The organism is Janthinobacterium agaricidamnosum (genome assembly GCF_003667705.1).
GTDB lineage: Bacteria > Pseudomonadota > Gammaproteobacteria > Burkholderiales > Burkholderiaceae_D > Janthinobacterium.
In genome coordinates, this window is record NZ_CP033019.1 from 5,202,682 (window position 1) to 5,223,284 (window position 20,603).

The following is a 20,603-nucleotide window of genomic DNA, read 5'->3' on the forward strand; positions in this document are numbered from 1 at the left end:
CCACCTTGAAAACAAATAAAACTTGATTTTTTCATCATGAATATCGGGATAGGGAGCGTCGTAAAATGTGGAAAATAGGGGATGGAGCAAACCAAAACGGGGATTTTTTCCAGAATAATTTGCAGAGACGAACTATTGCCATGCATAAACAGCGATAATCGTCGGGCACTGCACCAGACGCCCACGAGGCCGGCAGCGGCAGCGCGCAACAGAATAACCACAGGCAAGGCAATGATGATGAGAGCGGCAGCGCAAAAGCAGGTAGTGCAGGAAGATCCGGTTGACGCCCTGATGCGTTCCATCCGTATCCCGCCGCGTCCCAGCCTGCTGGTCGACTTGCAGCGCGAATTGGCAGAAGAAGACCCCTCGCCGCGGCGCATCGCGCGCATTATCGCCGACGATGTCGGCATGTCGGGCGCCCTGCTGAAACTGGCGAATTCGCCCTTCTATGGCGCCGCGCGCAAGGCCAAATCCGTCGAGCAAGGCATCAACTTTCTCGGCATCAACCAATGCAGCGCCATGATGACGGGCTTGCTGGCGCGCCAGGCGTTGGAAGCGGAAGGCGTGGAACTGACCCACTTCTGGGATGTGTCGGCCAAGCGCGCGCGCGCCCTGGTATTTACCTCGCGCAAGCTGCGCATCGCCCCGCCCGATATCGCGCATACCTTCGGCCTGTTCTGCGACATCGGCGTGCCCCTGCTGATGAACCGCTTCCCCGACTACGTCAACACGTATGCGGCGGCGGCCAACGATGCGCACAACTGTTTTACGGCCCTGGAAGACGCGCGCCACCAGACCAACCACGCAGCCATCGGCTGCTTGCTGGCACGCAACTGGGGCCTGTCCTCCGACGTTTCATGGGCGATTTTGCACCACCACGACTACACGGTGCTGGCCGACCCGTCCACGGACGATGCCATCCGCTCGCTCGTCGCCCTGTCGCTGCTGGCCGAAAAAGGCATTCAGCGCTACCATGGCAACAGTACCTCGCTCGAGTGGGACAAGGGCGGTGAGCTTGCATGCCAGCATCTTGGCCTGTCGCAGGAAGAAGCGGCCGACCTGCTCGACGAGCTGCACGAGATGTTCGATACCGACCATTGAAGTATCAGGCGGCCGCGTCCGCCTGTATGATCCGTTCCGGCGCCTGGCAAAGCCTTGGCGCCCGTTTCCGTTTGCCTGACCCGTATTCCTTAACCTGTTGATCGCCATGCCCAAAAATAAGCGCCCTGTCCCCCGTAAATCCGCCAACACGCCTGAAGACAAGGACGAATCCGTCACGCGCATGCTGTGCACGATGGCCCTGAACCTGGCGGAGCAGGAAGACAGCGAATCGCAGGGCACGGTGCTGGCCGAGCAAGCCGTCGAATTCGGCCGCCTGATCCGCAAGGCCTTGAATCAAAAGAAGGATGAAATCCTGTACGACGCCATCGAGCGTTCCAAGTACGAAGACGTGGGCGCCTACCAGTATCTGCGCAGCCATATCGAGGAAGCGGCGTCCATTTCCGTGATCCGCCGCGAAAACGCCCCGGCCATGGAAATCAACGCCTTCGTCGTGCCCTTGCTGGTGCAAAGCACGGGCGGCCTGAAAGAAGCGGACAGTTTCCAGGACCAGGATGCGTTCGAAGCGCTGGTGAAAAGTTTCCAGCAAGCAGAACTGGAAAGCGCCAAGGCCAAGGTGGTCTTGATGAGCCATGCCTATGACCTCGATGAAATCGACCGCATTACCTATAGTCATTTGCATGAGATGGTGCGCGATGCCTATTCGTCGATGACGGACAAGAAGATCGTCGCCACGCCGGGCCTGGAAAGCAGCATCGTCGGCTGGAGCGAGACGGCTTTCGGCCCGCAGGACACGGCCGTCGAACTGCGCTTCCTGCTGGGCTTTGCCCTGAAGCGCGTGGACGACCCGTTCTATGCGGAACCGAAGGATGAAGCGGCGCTCGACGCCTGGTTTGACGCGCGCATGGCCCGCTACCAGCAGTGGACGACGGAAGTGGGCGACCTGGTGAAACGCTGCCTGGCGCCGGCCGGCAGCGCGCTGGAAGTGAGCTTCCTCTACCAGGACTTGTTCCACGGCGGCAAGGAACAAGGCATGAGCGAATATGCGATGCTGCAGATGATGTCCGGCATCAACCATGCACTGGCGGAAAACAAGGTGGACGCCGGTGACGTCTCGGTGGTCGTCGGCCCGGCCGATGAACACGGTGAAATGCTGCTGCGCGTCAACGTCAGCACGGCGGGCGGCGCACTGCTGCACAGCGCCGACAAGCCGCTGGACCTGGCCGCCGACCTGCAGGACGAAGTCGACGACATCTGCGACGCGCTGGCCACCATCGGCGTCACCAACTTGTCCGTGGCGCTGAGATTCGATGCCAAGGGGCAACCACTGGAAGCGCAGCCGTACGCGCCTGCGTAAAGGCCGGCAACACGATTAACGCGCGGCCGGCTCCGGTTGGCCACGCAGCGACAGCCACGCCTGCAATTTCTGCGCATACGCGAGCGTGTACGCCGGGCTGCTCGACGGCAAGCTGACGATGCGGTAACGCTGCGCGTGCTCACCCAGCACCTTGAGGCCCAGCTTGGCGGCCGTGCCGCCGTTGAAGGCGATCGTGTGCAGCCGCGGCAGGCTGGCGGCCAGGGCGACCAGGTCATTGTCGTCGCGGGCGCGGATATTGCTGTCCAGGCTGCCCGCGCGCTGCGCCTGCGCCACCACATCCCACAGGCCCACGCCGTGCGCCAGCAAGGTGGCCAAACGCTCTTCATAGGGCAGGCTGGTCAACTCCACGCCCAGCACTTCGCCCAGCAGCATCCAGAACTTGTTTTGCGGGTGCGCATAGTACTGGCTATGCGCCAGCGATTTTTCGCCGGGCAAGCTGCCCAGTATCAGCAGGCGCGTGCCGGCATCGACGACAGGGGCGAAACAGCGCTTGCGCGGGTCCGGCATGGCCGGTTCAACAGACAATAAGCGGGTCAAAAGCGGCATCCTGCAGAAGTGGGGGCAGCGCCTATTTTACTGGGGCCATTGCACGGGCACAGACATGATGCCCTTGTCATCCCACACCAGTACCTGTGCCGTATGAAATCTGCCTTGCGGTGTGACGGCATTGCCGACGCCGTTGACATGGTATTGGTAGCCCGATCCATAGCGCTGCGCCACGATCGCACGCGCCTGCGTAGCCATATCTCCATGGGAGGCATGCAGCTGGAAAGCCACGCCAGCCATGCCGAGGATCAGGCCGCAGATGGCAGGGATGCGCAGATCGCGTCGCTTGTAGCCCCTGGCATCGCAGGCGGCCATGACGGCAGGCATACCAAGCTGACGATACAGGTAATGAATGACCCACAATGACAGCACGGCTTCCAGCACCGACCAGATACGATAGCCGGGTGCGAGCTTGAATTGCATCACCGTCAGGGACATCGGCTGCAGAAACAGGAAATCGATCGCCAGCACGGCAGGCACGATCCAGAATACCGCCAGCCAGCGCAGCCAGACTGCCGCGCGCAGCTTGCCGCGCACCAGGCAGGCACCAAAGATCAGCAAACCGAGATTGCCAAACACATAGGTCCGGCTACCTGTCTGCAAGGTTTCCAGCAAGCCCGCAACTCGCAACACCACCCATGCGAACAGCAACACATAGCCCGCAGACCGCAGAAAGGGGCCGGCTGCTTCCTTGAGCGCGGCAGTGGCCGGATCGAGCGGCTTGTCCTGCGGCCGCGCGGCCCACTGGCGCTGTTCTGCCGCATGGTCATCCTGCTGGCGCTGGGCAATTTCCGCTTCGATGCGCTGGCGCCGTGCCGCATCGGCTCCGTCGGCGCCGGACAGGGCTTGTTGCAGGGACGCCATCGAATAGCGCTGGTAATCAGGGTGGCTGGCTTGCAATGTCACGGATACCTTTATTCCATCTGTGCAGTGAGTGAAAACATTTCCAATTGGAAATAATAGCCCAGAATTTCCAATACAACAATTCTGCGGGCGGTTCGCTGCGTTCGGTTGCCTGAGTTCCGGTGTAGAATTTCCAGCCAGAACACCACACAAGAGACCGCCCATGCGCACCATCGACACCCTGCTGGCCCAGTATGGCGAAAGCCACCGCAACCACGTCAATGAATGGGTGCACATCGTGTGCGTGCCGCTGATCGTTTTCAGCTTGCTGGGGCTGCTGTGGAGCGTGCATCCCAGCGTGGCGCTGCTCGGCAGTATCCTGGCCTTATACTATTACTACAAGCTGTCGCGCCCGTTTGCGACGGGCATGCTGGCGATGCTGGCCGCCATGCTGGGCCTGCTGCTGCTCATGCCGCCGCTGACCATCCTGCCCGCGTCGCTGGCGCTGTTCGTGCTGGCCTGGATAGGCCAGTTCATCGGCCACCAGATCGAAGGAAAGAAGCCGTCGTTTCTCGACGATGTGCGCTTTTTGCTGGTGGGTCCGCTCTTCGTGCTGGGATTTTTGTACCGGCGCCTGCGGCTGGCGTATTGAGCGGCAGGCGGTCACGTGGCCACTCGGTCACGCGGGGCCAGTAACAGATTTTTACTATTCGCAACTAGTTATCTTAGGCAAGTGTCCTTATGATAAGTCATCATCTGCCGGTCGACGCAATCGGCAACCAACTTTTGTCCAAGGGAGTCCTACATGAAAGCACCAATTATTGCAGTGGCATTGCTCGCCACCCTGGCCGGCTGCGCCGTACAACCGAACTCGGCAAATGTCTACAACGCGCGCCAGGCGCAGAATGAACAATCGGTTCGCATGGGCACGGTTGAATCCGTGCGCCAGGTAACCATCGACAAGGGCGAAACGGGCACGGGCGTGCTGGCTGGCGCGGCGCTGGGCGGCGTGGCCGGCTCGACAGTCGGGGGCGGCAAGGGCGCCATTGCGGCCAGCATCCTCGGCGCCGTCGCCGGCGGCATGGCCGGCAAGAGCATCGAAGCGAACGCGTCCAACAAACCCGGCCTGGAAATCACCGTGCGCCTGGACAATGGCGACATGCGCGCCATCGTGCAAGACGCCGACGAGCTGTTCCGCCCCGGCGAGCGCGTGCGCCTGCTGTCGGACGGCCGCAAGACCCGCGTCACCCACTGATCTGCTTGCCGGCGCATGCGCTCAGCCGAATGCGCCGGCAGCGAGCAAGGCAGAAGGGTGCAGCCAGATGGCAATCACAGCAGTCACGACGACATACACAAGCACGCTCCATACTTTGATGTGCAGTGAGGCTGGCATGGCGGTCCCCTTCAAAGATGCAATCCGGAAAATATTTACTTGATATTAATGTAAATATTTTCATAAATTCAATATTTTCCAGAAGCACTGCGCTGGCTAAATGCCTGGTGTTTCTTGGCAACACATCGAGCAAGCTCGACCGCACTCGCCATCGCTGCACGATGCCCGCTCGCCATCGCTGCGCGATGCCCGTATACTTGCGCGATGTCCTCTCCTCTCCTGTTCATCATTGCCTGCCTGATCTGGGGCTCCACCTTCTGGGCCATCACCTTGCAGCTGGGCGACGTCGCCCCCGCCGTTTCCGTGGTCTACCGCTTTGGTCTCGCGTCCGCCACCCTGTTTGCCTGGTGCGCCGTGCGCGGCGACCGCCTGCGCCTGCCCTGGCGCGCGCAAAAATGGATGCTGCTGCAGGGCCTGGCCTCGTTTGCCCTCAGCTATGTGTGTACGTATAGTTCGGAGCAATACCTGGTGTCGGCCCTCGTCAGCGTGCTGTTCGCGCTAATGGTGTTCTGGACGCCCTTGCTTAACCGCATTGCCTTCGGCACACCGATCACCTGGAGCACCTGCTGCGCCGCGTTCGTTGCCATCTGCGGTATCGTGCTGCTGTTTTACCAGTCCATCGGCGCGGCGCTGCACGATATGCTCGGCGGCGGCAATGGCCACTTTCTGCTCGGTTTCATGCTGGCCCTGGTGGCCACCGTCTCCAGCACGGCAGGCAATGCCCTCGTCATGAAAGTGCGCGAACAGTCCGGCAATGTGATGCTGACCATGGCCTGGACCATGCTGTGGGGCACCTTGATGGTGGCCTGCTGGGCCATCGCCACAGGCCAGTCCTGGCAGCTGCCCACGCGCCCCAGTTACTGGATGGGATTGTTGTACCTGGCCCTCTTCGGCTCGGTGATCGCCTTCAGCGCGTATTTCACCCTGATCGCCCGCATCGGCACGCAAAAGACCGTGTATATCGGCGTCGTCACGCCCGTCATTTCCGTGCTGCTGTCGGTGCAGTTCGAACATTACCGGCCCGCTCCCATCGAATGGGTGGGCATGGTGCTGTGCCTGTCCAGCGTGGCATGGGCCCTGACGTCGGGCGCGCGCAAGACGGCTGCCGTTTCCTCTCTTTCCACCACTTCATCCGCAAAGGCAACATGAGCACCTCTTCCTCCCTCGCCATCCGTCCCGCGACCGCATCCGACGTGGCCGCCATCTTCGGCATGATCCATGAACTGGCCGTGTTTGAAAAACTCGAACACATGATGATCGCCAAGGAATCCATGCTGCACGACAGCCTGTTCGGCAAGCACCCCGCGTGCGAAGCGCTGGTCGGTGAGGAACATGGTGAAGTAGTGACGTTCGCCCTGTTCTTCCACAACTTTTCCACCTTCCTGTGCCGCAAGGGCCTGTACCTGGAAGACCTGTACGTGAAGCAATCGGTGCGCGGCAAGGGCTATGGCAAGCAGATGCTCGTGGCGCTGGCGCAACTGGCCGTCGAACGCGATTGCGGCCGCTTCGAATGGTCGGTGCTGGACTGGAATGAAAACGCGATCAACTTCTACCAGGGCATGGGCGCGGACGTGATGCCGGACTGGCGCATCTGCCGCGTGGCTGGCGATGCCTTGACGCAATTGTCGGCGGGCACGCCGAAAGCCATTGCATTCGAACCGTCAGAGTAAGTTCCCCAAAAAAAATCCCCGCGGGCTAGCGGCACCGCGGGGTGAACCCATTGTCAAGTGGGAGGGGGAGAATGCAATCAACGGTTATCAATATAAACGCAGCTGCTTGCGATGGCGCAGACCTTTACATTTGCTTACCGGGCCTTACATTTGACTTAAATCTGCTAACCAAGTGTCACCAAGTGTCGCTCGGATGACACTGATTATTTCCGTGGTTCAATCAATGTGCCGTGCAAGCCGATATGTTGTTGCGCAACCCCACTGCCACCCTGCGAATTTTTATAGATTTGGTACACTGTCAGGCAGGCGATGCAGCCAGCAACCACGGCAAAAATGACCATGCGACGCTCCTTGAGTATGCTTGATGGGATCAGGGCTCGCGGCTGATGATGTCCAGGCGAGCAGGGAAGATTCAGTGTGGCATCTGCGACGTTGGGGGCATTGCGCAATGTCAAACGCGCCAATTTGACGGGGTCATGGCGTTTGATATGACGCAAAGTGGCGGCATTCCGCTCACACAAAATGAACGCATCATTTCGCATCCGGGAGCCACATCATGAATGTCTCTGCCAAACCGCTCGTCATGAAGATCTACCGCGCCTACCTGCGTTCCCGCCTGGAACGCTACACGCGCGACTTGCAAGCCATCGCCGAACAGCGCGAAAACGACTTCCAGGCCGAACGCATCCTGCACCAGGCCGTCGTCTCGGTGCGCTCGAAACTGCACTCGCTGTAACCGTGATGCCGTCAGCGCTGCCGGCCGGCCACGGCCCAACGCTCCACCAGTTCGAACAGGCCTTGCGTCAGCAGGGCCAGCACGGCTGCGGGGATCGCGCCGGCCAGCAGCATGTCGTTGTCATTCAGCGCCAGGCCGATGGTGATGCGTTCGCCATAGCCGCCCGCGCCGATGAAGGCGGCGATGGTGGCCGTGCCCACGCTCATCACGGCCGCCGTTTTCACGCCCGCCAGCATCACGGGCAAGGCCAGCGGCAAGTCCACATGCAGCAGGCGGTCGCGCCGGCTCAAGCCCAGCGCCAGCGCCGCCATGCGCAAGCCTTGCGGCACCTGCAAGATGCCCGTGCACGTGTTGCGCACGATGGGCAGCAAGGCGTACACGAATAGCGCCACCAGCGCTGGCACCAATCCGATCATGCCCAGCACGGGAATCAATATCGCCAGCAGGGCCAGCGACGGCACCGTCTGCAGCACGCCGACGAAGGCCAGCACGGTTTGCCGCAGCGGCGCCGAAAACGCCGCCAGCACGCCCAGCGGAATGCCGATCAGGCACGCCAGGGCCACCGACAGCAGTACCAGCGTCAGGTGCTGGCGCGTCAGGGTCCACAGATCGTCGCCGATGATTTTATCGAGCAAACCGCTGCGCGCGGCGGCCGGTTTGTTCGCCCGCGTGCCCGATGCCAGCCACTGCCGCGCCACGCCGGCAAAGCTCTTGCCGTCGATTTCCACGGCCGCATTCATGGCGATCATGTCGCCCTCGCTGATGCGCCCCTGCAACCCTTGCAAGGCTTGCCAGGCAGCAGGAAAGCGCTGCGGCACGTCGAGCCGGTACAGCAGCATGGCGTCGTAGCGGGGAAAATACTGCTGCGTGTCAGCCAGCACGCGCAAGCCATACTGGCGGATCTTCGCGTCCGTCGAATAGATGTCGATCACATCCACCTGGCGCTGCGCCAGCGCTTCATAGGCGATGCCGTGATCGAGTCCGCGCGGGCGCTGCGGCAGTCCATAGCGCGCGGCCAGCCCCGGCCAGCCATCGACCCTGCCGATGAATTCATGCGACAGGCCGAATGTCAAGGCCGGGTGCTGCGCCAGCTGCGCCAGGCTGGCGATGGATTGTTCATCGCCGCGCATGGCCAGCGCATACGTATTGTTAAAGCCCAGCGGCACGGCCACGCCCAGCCCCAGCGCCGCCAGCTCGCGCCGCATCTGATTCAGATCAATCGGTTTGTCTTGCTTGAGGATTTCGCTGGCGATGGTGCCCATGTATTCGGCATATACGTCGATGCTGCCTGCCTGCAGCGCGGCCAGCACGATGGCCGTGTTGCCCAGGCCCTGGCGGTGCTGCGCCCTGACGTGCGGCGCGGCGCTCTGCTGGATGATCTCGCCGAGGATGTACGATTCCGTAAAGCGCTTCGAACCCACCTTCAGGGTGCCGCCGTCCATGGCAAGGGAGGACATGGGCGCGGCGGCGAAGACTAGTAACAACAGCAAGTAAAACGGCAAATAGGCAGCACGCACGCGGCGCTCCAGGACGGATGATCAATCCGGCAAGCTTACCACCGGCGCGCGCCAGACACCGCCGTACACCACGCCCGCGCACGGGTTCAGGCCCAGTGCATACGCCAGGTCGGCCGGGCGCGCGATGCGCCACAGGGCGAAATCGGCGCGCTTGCCCACTGCCAGGCTGCCCGTTTCCTGCTGCAAGCCCAGCGCGCGCGCCGCATGGCACGTAACACCGGCCAGCGCTTCCTGCGGCGTCAAGCGCCACAAGGTGCACGCCATGTTCATCGCCAGCAGCAATGACGTCATCGGCGACGTGCCCGGATTGCAATCGGTGGACACGGCCATCGGCACGCCGGCCGCGCGCAAATCTGAGATGGGAGGTTGCTGTACTTCGCGCAAAAAATAATAGGCGCCCGGCAGCAGCACGGCCACCGTGCCATGCCGCGCCATGGCGGCGATGCCCTCGTCCGACAGGAATTCCAGGTGGTCGGCCGACAGGCCGCCGTAGCGGGCCACCAGCGCCGCCCCGCCCAAATCCGACAGCTGCTCCGCATGCAGTTTGACGGGCAGGCCCAGCGCCTGCGCCGCCTCGAACACCGTTTCGGTTTGCGCCGGCGTAAAGCCGATGCGCTCGCAAAAGGCGTCGACGGCGTCAACCAGTCCATCGCCGGCCAGCCGGGGCAGCATCTGCGCGCACAGCAGCTCGATATACGCATCGGCCTGTCCCGCGTATTCGGGCGGCAGCGCGTGCGCGCCAAGAAACGTGGTGCGCACGGATACGGGCAGCTGTTCGCCTATCCTGCGCGCCACGCGCAGCATCTTCGCCTCGCTGTCCGCATCGAGGCCGTAGCCGGACTTGATCTCCAGCGTGGTCATGCCTTCGGCCAGCAGCGCCAGCACGCGGGGCAGGCTTTGCCGCAGCAATTCATCGTCGCTGGCCGCGCGCGTGGCGCGCACGGTGGACATGATGCCGCCGCCGGCGCGGCTGATGTCTTCATAGCTGGCGCCATTCAGGCGCGCCTCGAATTCGTCGCTGCGGTTGCCCGCGTGGACGATGTGCGTATGGCAGTCGATCAGGCCGGGCGTCAGCCAGCAGCCCTGGCCGTCGTGCAGCACCGCGCCGCTGGCCGGCAGCTCGTCGCCGGGACCGAACCAGGCGATGCGGCCATCCTTGACGGCGATGGCCGCGTCGAGCAGTTCGCCATAGCCATGTTCCATGGTGGCCAGGTGGACGTTGTGGATGACCATATCCCAGTCTTGCATCGCTTTTCTCTCCTAGATGAACAGGTCGACGCGGAACACGGCCGTGCGCTGCAAGGCGTCGAGCCGCCAGTCCGGCGCGTCGTCGGCGTCCAGCAGCAGCGCGTCATGGCGGGCCAGCGCGAACTGCTGCTCGCCACCGCGCGCCAGCACGTGGCCTTCGCCGACGACAAACAGCAGGGTCGCCGCGCTGCGCCGCGCCAGCTTGCCCGGCGCCGTGATTTTTTCCAGCTGATGGCGGCAGCGGTCGCGCCGCGTCATCACATTGAAATCCGTCGTCGGCCCCTTGACCTGCGCAACCACGGCCGCTTCGCCGGGAAACCACAGCATCGGTTGTGCCGCATTCAAGGTTACCTTGCGCGTACCGTCGAGCGTCAGCTGCACGCTGTCGCCATCGACCAGCATCAGGCTGCGGTCAATGCCGGGAAAGCTGGAAAACGGCCCGCTGGCCGTGATCGTCGCCAGGCTGATACGCCAGTCAAAATCGTCGAAACCGGCGTCCGGCGGAGAAATGGCGATTTCCGTCGTGCTGCCGCCGCCGTTTTTCCACGGCGCGGCGCGCAAGTATTCCTGTGGGATGAAGGTCGCCATCAGAGCGCCCTCAGTTGCACCAGGGCGCGCTTGTAGGCGGTGGCGATCGCGTCCTGCGCCACGTGGCGCCCATCGCGCACCTGCCACTGGCCGCCGCACAGCACGTCGCGCACCAGCTTGTCGTTGCCGCAGAAGATAAAACTGCCCAGCACGTCGGCGATGTCCACGCCGCACAGGTTCACATGCGCGTCGTCGAGCACAAGCACATCGGCGCGGCAACCCGGCGCCAAAGCACCGAGCTTGCGTCCGGCCGCCTGCGCGCCGCCCCGCAAGGCTGCCTGCCACAGATAGTCGCCCACATGCCGCTGCTCCGGCGTGGCGGCCACATTGCGCTGCTGGCGCTGCAAGCGCTGGCCGTATTCGAGCCAGCGCAATTCTTCCACGGGCGACTGCGACACGTGGCTGTCGCTGCCGACGCCGAAACGCCCGCCAGCGGCGATGAATTCGGCCAGCGGGAACAGGCCATCGCCCAGGTTCGCTTCCGTCGTCGGGCACAGGCCCGCGACCGCGCCGCTGGCGGCCATCCGCGCCACCTCGTCGGGCTGCACATGCGTGGCATGCACGAGGCACCAGCGCGCATCGACGTCGACCTGGTCGTACAAATACTGCACCGGGCGCCGGCCGCTGTAGTCGAGGCACTGGCGCACCTCGCCCTGCTGCTCGGCGATGTGGATATGGATAGGGCGATCCACGGGCAGCGCTTGCGCCACTTCGCGGATCTGCGCCACACCGGCCGCGCGCAGCGAATGCGGTGCAAAGCCCACTTCCACCTGCCCGCCGCGCTGCGGCGCCAGCGCCTCGATGATGCTCAAGACATCGTCCGCACCGGTGCGGAAGCGCGCCTGCTCGGGTTTGAGGGGCTGCTCGCCGAAGCCCGCATGGCTGTACAGCACGGGCAGCATGGTCATGCCGATGCCGCTGACGCGCGCCGCCGCCAGCACCCGTTCTGCCGTTTCGGCGGGACGCGCATACAGGGCGCCAGCCGCATCGCGCTGCAGGTAGTGGAATTCGCAGACGGACGTGTAGCCATGGCGCAGGCATTCGGCAAACAGCTGCGCGGCGATGGCTTCCATCTGTTCCGGCGTGATGCGGCGCGCGAAGCGGTACATCAGCTCGCGCCAGGTCCAGAAGCTGTCCGCTACATGATTAACCTCGTCACCCGCAACCTCCGTCATGCCGCCCAGCGCGCGCTGGAAGGCATGCGAATGCAGGTTGACCATGCCGGGCAAGACATACTCGGCCACTTCCGCGCCGGGCGGCACTGTGGCGCCCTCCGTCACCGCCGTCAAGTCGCCGGCCGCATCCCATTCCAGCAGCACGTCGCGGCGCCAGCCTTGCGGCAGCAGCGCGTGGCGCGCGAACAGACAGGTACTCAATGCGCCACCCATGCCACGGCCGCTTCCATCATCTGGCGCAGCAGCGGCTGCACCCGGGCCGCCAGGTCGGGCCGGTAGCCGAAAGGCGCCGCCTCGTCCATGCCAGGTTCATTCATGTACAGGCACTGGCACATCTCCAGCTGGATCGCATGCACGCGGCTGGCCGGCTGGCCGTAATGGCGCGTGATATGCCCGCCTTTGAAGCGGCCATTCAAGGCCACGGTAAATGCATCCTGCGCGCGCGCGATATCGACCACGGCGGACGTCAGGCCCGCATCGCAGCTGGTGCCATCGGCCGTGCCGAAGTTCAGGTCGGGCAGCTTGCCGTCGAAGAAGCGCGGCACATGCGAGGCGATGGAATGGGCATCCCACAGCACCACGGCGCCATGCACGCGCAGCAGGCGGTCCAGTTCCGCGCGCAGCTGCGCATGATACGGCGCCCAGTAGCGCTGCAACCGGCGCTGCACGTCGGCCGCATCGGGCTCCTTGCCGGCCAGGTACAGCGGCTCGCGGTGGAAGGTATCGTTGGGCAGCAAGCCCGTCGTATCCTGCCCCGGATACAGATTCGTGTCTTCCTGCGGGCGGTTCAAGTCGATGGCGTAGCGCGACCAGCGCGCCGACAGCACGGACGCGTCCATCTCCTGCAAAAAGCCGTACAGCTCGCGCAAATGCCAGTCCGTGTCGGCCTTGATCAGGGCCTGCGGCGTCATGCGCGCGGCGATATAGTCCGGTATGTCGGTGCCCACGTGGGGCATCGACACGAGCAGCGGGATGCTGCCTTCGTTGAAACGGAAATCCATGCCTGTCTCCTTGCGCCCGCTCAAGCGTACAGCGGGGCGAACAAATTCTTGCAGGTGCTGCTCAATTCGCCCTGCAGCACCATCTGCTTGGCCGCCTCGATGTCGGGCGCAAAGAAGCGGTCGGCGTCGAAGAACGGCACCTTCTGGCGCAGCTGGTGGTGCACGTGTTCCAGGTGCGGCGAGGTTTTCAGCGGACGGTGGAAATCGATGCCCTGCGCGGCGGCCAGCAGCTCGATGCCGACGATGACGGCCGTGTTGTGCGCCATGTCGTCCAGGCGGCGCCCGGCGAACGTGGCCATGCTCACGTGGTCTTCCTGGTTCGCGGACGTGGGCAGGCTGTCGACGCTGGCTGGATGGGCGAGCGACTTGTTTTCCGACGCCAGCGCGGCCGCCGTCACGTGGGCGATCATGAAGCCGGAATTGACGCCCGGGTCGCGCACGAGAAACGGTGGCAGGCCGGACAACGTGGCGTCGATCAGCAGCGCGATGCGGCGCTCGGCCAGCGCGCCGATTTCGGCGATCGCCAGCGCCAGGGTGTCGGCGGCAAAGGCCACCGGCTCGGCATGGAAGTTCCCGCCCGAGACGATTTCCGCCTGCCCGTTGGGGCCATCCTGGAAGATCAGCGGATTGTCCGTGACGGCATTGGCTTCGATCAGCAGGGTACGGCCCACGTTGCCGATCAGATCGAGGCAAGCGCCCATGACTTGCGGCTGGCAGCGCAGGCTGTACGGGTCCTGCACGCGCTCGTCGCCTTCCAGGTGCGAAGCGCGGATCGCGCTGTTGGCTACCAGCTGGCGGTACATCTGCGCGGCCAGTATCTGCCCCGGCTGTCCCCGCACGGCGTGCACGCGCGCGTCGAACGGCGCATCGCTGCCCTTGGCCGCATCGAGCGACAGCGCGCCCGTGACCATGGCCGCTTCCAGCAGGCGCTCGGCCATGAACAGGCCATGCAGCGCCAGCGCGTTCGACACTTGCGTGCCGTTGATCAGGGCCAGGCCTTCTTTCGCCGCCAGCACGACGGGCGCGATGCCCGCCTGCGCCAAGGCATCGGGCGCCGCCATCAATTCGCCGTTGACGCGCACCTCGCCCACGCCCAGCATGGCCAGGGTCATGTGCGACAGCGGTGCCAGGTCGCCCGAGGCACCGACGGAGCCCTTGGCGGGAATGGCCGGCATGATGCCCGCGTTGTACAGAGCGATCAAGGTATCGACGATCAGCGGGCGCACGCCGGAAAAGCCGCGCGCCAGGCTGCCGATCTTCATCAGCATGATCAGGCGCACGACGGCGTCCGACAGCAGCTCTCCCGTGCCGACGGAGTGCGACAGGATCAGGTTGCGCTGCAATTGCTCGAGCTTTTCATCGGGGATGCGCGTCTTGGCGAGCAGGCCGAAGCCCGTGTTGATGCCGTAGGCCGCATCGCCCTTGGCGACGATGGCTTGCACGGCGGCCGCCGATGCCTCGATGACGGGATAGGCCTCGGCGGCGAGGATCAGTTTGGCGGGCGCGGCCCAGACGGCGCGCAGGTCGCCCAGGGTCATCGCGCCCGGTTTCAGGGTCCAACTTTTTGCATGCTGTGTCATAGTCATTCGCATCAAGGTCTCAAGGAAGCATTGGAAGAATCAGGCCGTTGCGCTTGGCGCAGGCGGCCGCGGTTTCATAACCGGCATCGGCATGGCGCATGACGCCCGAGCCGCTGTCGTTGACCAGCACCCGGGCCAGGCGTTTCGCCGCGCTGTCCGTGCCGTCGGCCACGATGACCATGCCCGCATGCTGAGAATACCCCATTCCCACGCCGCCGCCATGGTGCAGCGAGACCCAGGTGGCGCCGCCGGCCGTGTTCAGCATGGCGTTCAGCAGCGGCCAGTCGGAGACGGCGTCCGTGCCGTCCTTCATGCTTTCCGTCTCGCGGTTCGGGCTGGCGACGGAACCCGTGTCCAGGTGGTCGCGGCCGATGACGATGGGCGCTTTCAGTTCGCCCGTGCGCACCATCTCGTTGAAGGCCAGGCCGGCGATGTGGCGCTCGCCCAGTCCCAGCCAGCAGATGCGCGCCGGCAGGCCCTGGAAGGCGATGCGCTCGCGCGCCATGTCCAGCCAGTGGTGCACCTGCTTGTGGTGCGGGAACAGCTCCTTGATCTTCGCATCCGTTTTATAGATGTCTTCCGGGTCGCCCGACAGGGCCACCCAGCGGAACGGGCCACGTCCTTCGCAGAACTGCGGGCGGATATACGCGGGCACGAAACCGGGGAAGTCGAAGGCGTTCTGCACGCCCTGATCAAACGCCACCTGGCGGATGTTGTTGCCGTAATCGACAGTGTGCACGCCCATGGCGTGGAAATCGAGCATGGCCTGCACGTGGGCGGCGCAGGAATCGGCAGCGGCCACCGTCAGGCGCGCGTGGCGCTGCGGGTCCTGCTGCGCCGCCTTCCAGTCCGACACGCTCCAGCCGCGCGGCAGGTAGCCGTTGACCAGGTCGTGCGCGGACGTCTGGTCCGTCACCAGGTCCGGCACCAGGCCGCCCGCCTTGGCGCGGCGCACCAATTCCGGCAGCACTTCGGCCGCGTTGCCCAGGAGGCCAATCGAAATGGCTTCCTTGCGTTCGGTGTGATATTTCACTAGCGCCAAAGCTTCGTCCAGGCTCGCCGCCTGCTTGTCCAGGTAGCGCGTGCGCAGGCGGAAGTCGATGCTGCTTTGCTGGCATTCGATATTGAGCGAGACGGCGCCCGCCATGGTGGCGGCCAGCGGCTGCGCGCCGCCCATGCCGCCCAGGCCCGCCGTCAAGATCCAGCGCCCGCCCCAGTCGCCGCCGAAATGCTGGCGGCCCGCCTCGGCGAAGGTTTCATACGTGCCCTGCACGATGCCCTGCGTGCCGATGTAAATCCAGCTGCCGGCCGTCATCTGGCCGTACATGAACAGGCCTTGCCGATCGAGTTCGTTGAAGTGTTCCCAATTGGCCCATTTCGGCACCAGGTTGGAATTGGCGATCAGCACGCGCGGCGCGTCCGCGTGGGTCTGGAACACGCCCACCGGCTTGCCGGACTGGATCAGGAGGGTCTGGTCGTCTTCCAGTTCACGCAGCGAGGCGAGGATCTGGTCGAAACAGGCCCAGTTGCGGGCGGCGCGGCCGATGCCGCCGTAGACGACCAGGTGCTGCGGATTTTCCGCCACTTCCGGGTCCAGGTTGTTTTGCAACATGCGGTAGGCCGCCTCGGCCTGCCAACTCTTGCAAGCCATGACCGTGCCGCGCGGCGCGCGGATGGTACGGCTGGCATCAAAGCGTGGATCGGTGTCCATTGTGCTGTTCATGCTGTCTCCTCGTAGGGTGCGAGCGGGCGTATTTAGACCGCTCTGGTACTCCCAGCATAGGTTGTCTATACAACCAAGTCAACAGGTTTTCTTTTGGGGTCAGACCCGGCGGGTCAGACCCCGGCCCTCATTTTTTCTCGAACACGCGCTTGCCCGCCACCCACGTCTGCAGCACCTGCGTCTTGCCGATGGCCTTGGGCTCGACGGTGAACAGGTCCTGGTCGATGACGACGAAATCCGCCCATTTTCCCGCTTCCAGGGTGCCGATGACCTTTTCCTGGTGCGCCGCCCAGGCCGCGTCCAGGGTGAAGCAGCGCAGCGCTTGCGTCACCGTCATCGCCTGCTGCGGATACCAGCCGCCGGCCGGGAACCCCTCGCTGTTTTGCCGCGTGACGGCCGCGTGGATGCCCTCGAACGGGTTCGGCGACTCGATGGGGAAGTCCGAACCGCAGGCAATGCGCGAACCCTGCTTGAGGAAGGTGCGCCACGCATATGCGCCCTTGATGCGTTCGTGGCCGACGCGCTGCTCAGCCATGTTCTGGTCGGACGTCGCGTGCGTGGGCTGCATCGACGGCACGATGCCCAGCGCCTTGAAACGGGGGATGTCGGACAACTGCACCACCTGCGCGTGCTCCATGCGGTGGCGCAGGCCCGCGCTATGGTATTGCGCGATCAAGGCTTCATAGGCGTCGAGGATTTGATGGTTGCCCGCGTCGCCGATGGCGTGCACGTTCACCTGGTAGCCGGCGCGCATGGCTTTTTCCATTTTCGCGCGCATGGCGGCGTCCTTGTAGAACAGCAGGCCGCGGGTGGAAGGATCGTCGCTGTACGGCGCCAGCAGGGCCGCGCCGCGGCTGCCCAGGGCGCCGTCGGACAGCAGTTTGACGGCGCGCAAGGCGTACATGTCGCGCGCATAGCCTTTTAATGGGCCGCTTTTCGACAGCGCGTCAAAATCTTCCGTGGTATCGGCAATCATGCCGTAGACGCGCACCGTCAGCTTGCCGTGGTCCGCGTAGTCGCGGAACAGCCGGTCCTGCATCTGGCCGATGCCCGCATCGTGTACGCTGGTCAGGCCCGCCTGCGACAGCTGCGACAGCGCGCCATCGAGGGCGGCGCGGTTTTCCACGTCGCCCGGCTTGGGCAGCACGGCATCCATCAAGTCCATGGCGCTGTCGACCAGCACGCCGGTGGCGTTGCCGTCCGCATCGCGGACTATCTTGCCGCCGGCCGGGTCTTGCGTGGCGCGCGTGATGCCGGCCAGCGCCAGCGCGCGGCTGTTGGCCCAGCCCGCGTGGCCATCGACCCGGCGCAGCCACACTGGCCGCGCGCTTTCCACCGCATCGAGTTCCGCGGCCGTGGGAAAGCGGCCCAGCTTCCAGATTTCCTGGTTCCAGCCGCTGCCGACGACCCAGCTGCGCTCGGGATGCGCGCGGGCGAAGTCGCCCACGGCCTGCACGGCGGCCGGCAGCGACGACGAACCGTACAACATCACGCCGCTGGCGATCGTCCCCAGGCCGAACACGTGGCCGTGCGCGTCGATCAGGCCGGGGAGCACAGTCTTGCCCTGCACGTCGATGTGCAGGGCGCCCTTGGCCGCCTTGCGTTTCACCTGCGCGGCGCTGCCGACGGCGAGCAGCTTGCCCGCGTCGTCAAATGCCAGCGCCGTGAAGCGCACCACCTTGCCATGCGCGTCGAGCGTGTAGCCGTTCGCATTGTCGATGACGGTATCGGCATGGGCCTGGCCCAAGGTGCCCAGGCAGGCAAGAACGAGCAGGGTACGGCGCAGTGGCAGGGTCGGCATTTCCATCTCCAGGTCTTTTAATTTAAGTAAATGAGTGAAAAGACGAGTGTATAGAAATTGGCAAAATGGTCAATCAGGCAGCAGTGGGTTGCCGCAGCATCAGCCAGTAATCGCAGCCCGTGACGGCTTCCGCATAACGCCCTGCCACCACGAAGCCCATTCGGGCATAAAACGGCAGGCTGCGTTCATTGTAGGTCTCCAGGAAGCACGCGGCGCCGGCCGCATCGACGGCCGCCAGGCCCGGCGCCAGCACGGACGCGCCCAGTCCCCGCCCCTGTGCGTCCGGGGCGATGCCGGCGATCGACAGATACCACGCGTCCTGCAGACCATGCGGCGCCAGCGCGTGCTCCATGTTCCCGACGATGGCCGTGAAATGCGCGTAGCCCTGCTCTCCCAGCAGCACGCGCAAGGCTGCTTCGCGCTGCGCGTAGGCGGCCTGACGCTCGGCTGCCGGCGCATCCGTCGTCCAGATGGCGGCGCCATTGCCTACCGCATCGGCCAGGTCGACGCGCCCCGCCTGCTCGCCCTCGGTCAGCGCCAGCGCAAAATACGCTTCCAGCATGGCCAGCCGTGCCGTTTCGTCGTCGCCGCAGGCCACCGTGACCGCGCGGTAAAACGGGTCGCCGATCAGGGCGGCGGCCAGGCTGCGGGCGGCTTGCGATGCTTCAGTATGGGGTGCGCTGGACATGGTTCTCTTTCTGTTCGTTGTATCTTGCGACGCCCGGCATCTTAACGCAAGCGCCCAAGCCTTGCGCCCAGTCAATACCTCCCCGCCGCCGCTGGCCTACGCTGGCGTTTTATCGCGGAGGTTCCATGGCCAGGCACCATGTCATCAGCACCACCGCGTGCGACGTGTTCTTCAAGCTCGTGGCCCATCAAAAGAAAAGCCTGGGCGCGCGCTTCGACAGCATGATCGTCACCTTCAGCGCCGACGGCCAGCCCGTGCTGGGCGCCACCCTGCGCAACGCGACAAGCGGCTGCGAACTGCACCGCCTGGCCGGCCAGCCCGACGAATGCTGGTGCTGCGGCTACGACGAACAGCTGGAATTCGTCTCGCAAAACAAGGTGCCGCTGGCCCACGCCGACTACCGGCTCACCTTGAGCAATGGCGAAACGTGGACGGGCACGACGGATGCGAAGGGACGCACGGGGCGCATCGCCAGCAAGCGGGAAGAGCAAATAACGATGGTGGAGTTTTTCCCACAAGAAGACAGCCTTCCCTGCTGCTCCGCTGCACCTGCCCCTGTGGCGCCAACGGCGATCATACTTGAGCTACAAGACGTAAAAACAACCGACAAGGATATCGATACATCAGTAAAACAGGTAAAAATCGATAGCATTGCTCGCCCGCTTACCCAGGGTGAAATAGACATGGCATGGATGATTTTCGAGGATGCCGTCGACTATAGCAAAGTCAAAATTCACAAGAGGCCTTATCTATGGCTGTTCCAACCAAAAAACACTGCCATGACACCCAATGGGGAAATGTACTTTCATGAGTCGAGATTTCTGGACGATTTTTCCAATGCAGATAATACCGAGCGTCATTGGTTCATTCATGAAATGGTCCATGTTTGGCAATATCAACTGAAATATCCGGTGGCAATGCGTGGAGCATTCAGAATAGGACTGGACTACAAGTACGTTTTGTCGTCCCAAAAAAAATTAGCCGACTACAACATGGAGGCACAAGGAGACTTGTTAGCCGACTACTACGCATTGAAATACTTAAAGGATTCCTCCGCAATGCGCCAGGAGCAATATGCTAATGACCAAGCAGTTTATGAAGAGGTACTCAATGATTTTTTCATCAATAGAAAAAGTGAAAAGAATTTACCTGGCGGGTATATCGAGCGTACTCCTCTCGTCGACATACCTTGATGCGGGTGCAACATCACGCATCGCCGATGCTGAAATCAATTCAGTGAATGGCACGCCCTGCTTCACAATCTCACAAACGGAAGAGAAACGTAACGGTCAGCCACTCTTGGGGGCACTCAGTATTTCAGACCTGTCAGTAAAACCGGCTACCAAAGTATGGAGCTATGTGATGACCGGAGGAAGAAAAATTCCGCTTTCATCAAAAATCTGCCTTCTCTATGGCGATATTCCACAGGGCGTAAATGGCACGCCTGCCCCTGAACTGCAAACCGGGCGGGTTTACAGCGTCTTCTTGAATGGGCGTCCAGATGATCCTTCCGACCCGACCTATGGCTACAGAGGGAAATTCTGTATCGTTGCCACGCCCGCTGGTGAACGAAAAATCATCGCCATTGGCAGCGACACGCCCGCGTGGAAACAGGATAGTTGCCCGGAGCATTCGCTCATCAGATAGTGCGAGGATC

The 20,603-nt window shown here is 63.4% G+C and carries 21 protein-coding genes; 9 read left to right on the forward strand and 12 right to left on the reverse strand.

Annotated elements, in window-relative coordinates; all coding sequences use genetic code 11:
- Nucleotides 1–234: 234 nt before the first annotated feature.
- Together D9M09_RS23485 and D9M09_RS23490 are read left to right on the forward strand one after the other, a co-directional pair.
- A complete protein-coding gene (locus D9M09_RS23485; protein ID WP_121671211.1) occupies nucleotides 235–1,101 on the forward strand; it encodes an HDOD domain-containing protein in 867 nt (288 codons plus the stop codon).
- Nucleotides 1,102–1,207: 106 nt separating this feature from the next.
- On the forward strand, nucleotides 1,208–2,416 hold the full coding sequence (locus D9M09_RS23490) for a hypothetical protein (protein WP_121671212.1): 1,209 nt from the start codon (nucleotides 1,208–1,210) through the stop codon (nucleotides 2,414–2,416).
- 15 nt (nucleotides 2,417–2,431) lie between these two features.
- Here D9M09_RS23490 and D9M09_RS23495 read toward each other — a convergent pair whose 3' ends face one another.
- Both D9M09_RS23495 and D9M09_RS23500 read right to left on the reverse strand, forming a co-directional pair.
- On the reverse strand, nucleotides 2,432–2,944 hold the full coding sequence (locus tag D9M09_RS23495) for a DNA-deoxyinosine glycosylase (RefSeq protein ID WP_121670512.1): 513 nt from the start codon (nucleotides 2,942–2,944) through the stop codon (nucleotides 2,432–2,434).
- 66 nt (nucleotides 2,945–3,010) lie between these two features.
- The gene (locus D9M09_RS23500; RefSeq protein WP_162995782.1) at nucleotides 3,011–3,889 is read right to left on the reverse strand and encodes a hypothetical protein; all 879 of its coding nucleotides are present in this window, start codon (nucleotides 3,887–3,889) and stop codon (nucleotides 3,011–3,013) included.
- A 160-nt stretch (nucleotides 3,890–4,049) separates the two neighbouring features.
- Here D9M09_RS23500 and D9M09_RS23505 point away from each other — a divergent pair, with 160 nt between their 5' ends.
- The 4 genes from D9M09_RS23505 (at nucleotide 4,050) to D9M09_RS23520 (ending at nucleotide 6,889) form a co-directional block, all read left to right on the forward strand.
- The gene (locus tag D9M09_RS23505; RefSeq protein WP_121670514.1) at nucleotides 4,050–4,478 is read left to right on the forward strand and encodes a DUF962 domain-containing protein; all 429 of its coding nucleotides are present in this window, start codon (nucleotides 4,050–4,052) and stop codon (nucleotides 4,476–4,478) included.
- Nucleotides 4,479–4,631: 153 nt separating this feature from the next.
- Nucleotides 4,632–5,081 carry a glycine zipper 2TM domain-containing protein gene (locus D9M09_RS23510; protein ID WP_034780449.1) on the forward strand — a complete coding sequence of 150 codons (450 nt, stop codon included), beginning with the start codon at nucleotides 4,632–4,634 and terminating at the stop codon, nucleotides 5,079–5,081.
- A 342-nt stretch (nucleotides 5,082–5,423) separates the two neighbouring features.
- On the forward strand, nucleotides 5,424–6,368 hold the full coding sequence (locus D9M09_RS23515) for a DMT family transporter (protein ID WP_121670515.1): 945 nt from the start codon (nucleotides 5,424–5,426) through the stop codon (nucleotides 6,366–6,368).
- Nucleotides 6,365–6,889 (forward strand): GNAT family N-acetyltransferase, encoded by a 525-nt coding sequence (locus D9M09_RS23520; RefSeq protein ID WP_121670516.1) that lies wholly within the window; start codon nucleotides 6,365–6,367, stop codon nucleotides 6,887–6,889. The genes D9M09_RS23515 and D9M09_RS23520 overlap by 4 nt, the downstream gene beginning before the upstream one ends.
- A gap of 203 nt (nucleotides 6,890–7,092) precedes the next feature.
- Here D9M09_RS23520 and D9M09_RS29230 read toward each other — a convergent pair whose 3' ends face one another.
- A complete protein-coding gene (locus D9M09_RS29230; RefSeq protein WP_139143096.1) occupies nucleotides 7,093–7,431 on the reverse strand; it encodes a hypothetical protein in 339 nt (112 codons plus the stop codon).
- 14 nt (nucleotides 7,432–7,445) lie between these two features.
- Between D9M09_RS29230 and D9M09_RS23525 the strand changes: the two genes are divergently transcribed.
- A complete protein-coding gene (locus D9M09_RS23525) occupies nucleotides 7,446–7,625 on the forward strand; it encodes a hypothetical protein (protein ID WP_034746290.1) in 180 nt (59 codons plus the stop codon).
- Nucleotides 7,626–7,636: 11 nt separating this feature from the next.
- Here D9M09_RS23525 and D9M09_RS23530 read toward each other — a convergent pair whose 3' ends face one another.
- From D9M09_RS23530 to D9M09_RS23570, 9 genes are all read right to left on the reverse strand, one after another.
- Nucleotides 7,637–9,082 (reverse strand): glycine betaine ABC transporter substrate-binding protein, encoded by a 1,446-nt coding sequence (locus D9M09_RS23530; protein WP_121671213.1) that lies wholly within the window; start codon nucleotides 9,080–9,082, stop codon nucleotides 7,637–7,639.
- Nucleotides 9,083–9,163: 81 nt separating this feature from the next.
- Nucleotides 9,164–10,390 carry an imidazolonepropionase gene (gene hutI / locus D9M09_RS23535; RefSeq protein WP_121670517.1) on the reverse strand — a complete coding sequence of 409 codons (1,227 nt, stop codon included), beginning with the start codon at nucleotides 10,388–10,390 and terminating at the stop codon, nucleotides 9,164–9,166.
- Between the two features lie 12 nt (nucleotides 10,391–10,402).
- Nucleotides 10,403–10,978 (reverse strand): HutD/Ves family protein, encoded by a 576-nt coding sequence (locus tag D9M09_RS23540; protein ID WP_121670518.1) that lies wholly within the window; start codon nucleotides 10,976–10,978, stop codon nucleotides 10,403–10,405.
- On the reverse strand, nucleotides 10,978–12,366 hold the full coding sequence (locus D9M09_RS23545) for a formimidoylglutamate deiminase (RefSeq protein ID WP_121670519.1): 1,389 nt from the start codon (nucleotides 12,364–12,366) through the stop codon (nucleotides 10,978–10,980). The genes D9M09_RS23540 and D9M09_RS23545 overlap by 1 nt, the downstream gene beginning before the upstream one ends.
- A complete protein-coding gene (gene hutG / locus D9M09_RS23550; protein WP_121670520.1) occupies nucleotides 12,351–13,154 on the reverse strand; it encodes an N-formylglutamate deformylase in 804 nt (267 codons plus the stop codon). Before hutG ends, D9M09_RS23545 begins: the two co-directional genes overlap by 16 nt.
- Before the next feature lie 20 nt (nucleotides 13,155–13,174).
- A complete protein-coding gene (gene hutH, locus D9M09_RS23555; RefSeq protein WP_121670521.1) occupies nucleotides 13,175–14,734 on the reverse strand; it encodes a histidine ammonia-lyase in 1,560 nt (519 codons plus the stop codon).
- A gap of 19 nt (nucleotides 14,735–14,753) precedes the next feature.
- Entirely contained in the window at nucleotides 14,754–16,457 is a 1,704-nt protein-coding gene (gene hutU, locus D9M09_RS23560; protein WP_121670522.1) for a urocanate hydratase, read from the reverse strand.
- Between the two features lie 127 nt (nucleotides 16,458–16,584).
- Entirely contained in the window at nucleotides 16,585–18,258 is a 1,674-nt protein-coding gene (locus tag D9M09_RS23565) for an amidohydrolase (protein ID WP_121671214.1), read from the reverse strand.
- 73 nt (nucleotides 18,259–18,331) lie between these two features.
- A complete protein-coding gene (locus D9M09_RS23570; RefSeq protein WP_070291005.1) occupies nucleotides 18,332–18,946 on the reverse strand; it encodes a GNAT family N-acetyltransferase in 615 nt (204 codons plus the stop codon).
- 125 nt (nucleotides 18,947–19,071) lie between these two features.
- On the opposite strand from D9M09_RS23570, the gene D9M09_RS23575 reads away from it, so the two are divergent.
- On the forward strand, nucleotides 19,072–20,139 hold the full coding sequence (locus D9M09_RS23575) for a hypothetical protein (protein WP_121670523.1): 1,068 nt from the start codon (nucleotides 19,072–19,074) through the stop codon (nucleotides 20,137–20,139).
- On the forward strand, nucleotides 20,057–20,593 hold the full coding sequence (locus D9M09_RS29235) for a hypothetical protein (protein ID WP_139143095.1): 537 nt from the start codon (nucleotides 20,057–20,059) through the stop codon (nucleotides 20,591–20,593). The genes D9M09_RS23575 and D9M09_RS29235 overlap by 83 nt, the downstream gene beginning before the upstream one ends.
- Nucleotides 20,594–20,603 lie beyond the last annotated feature (10 nt).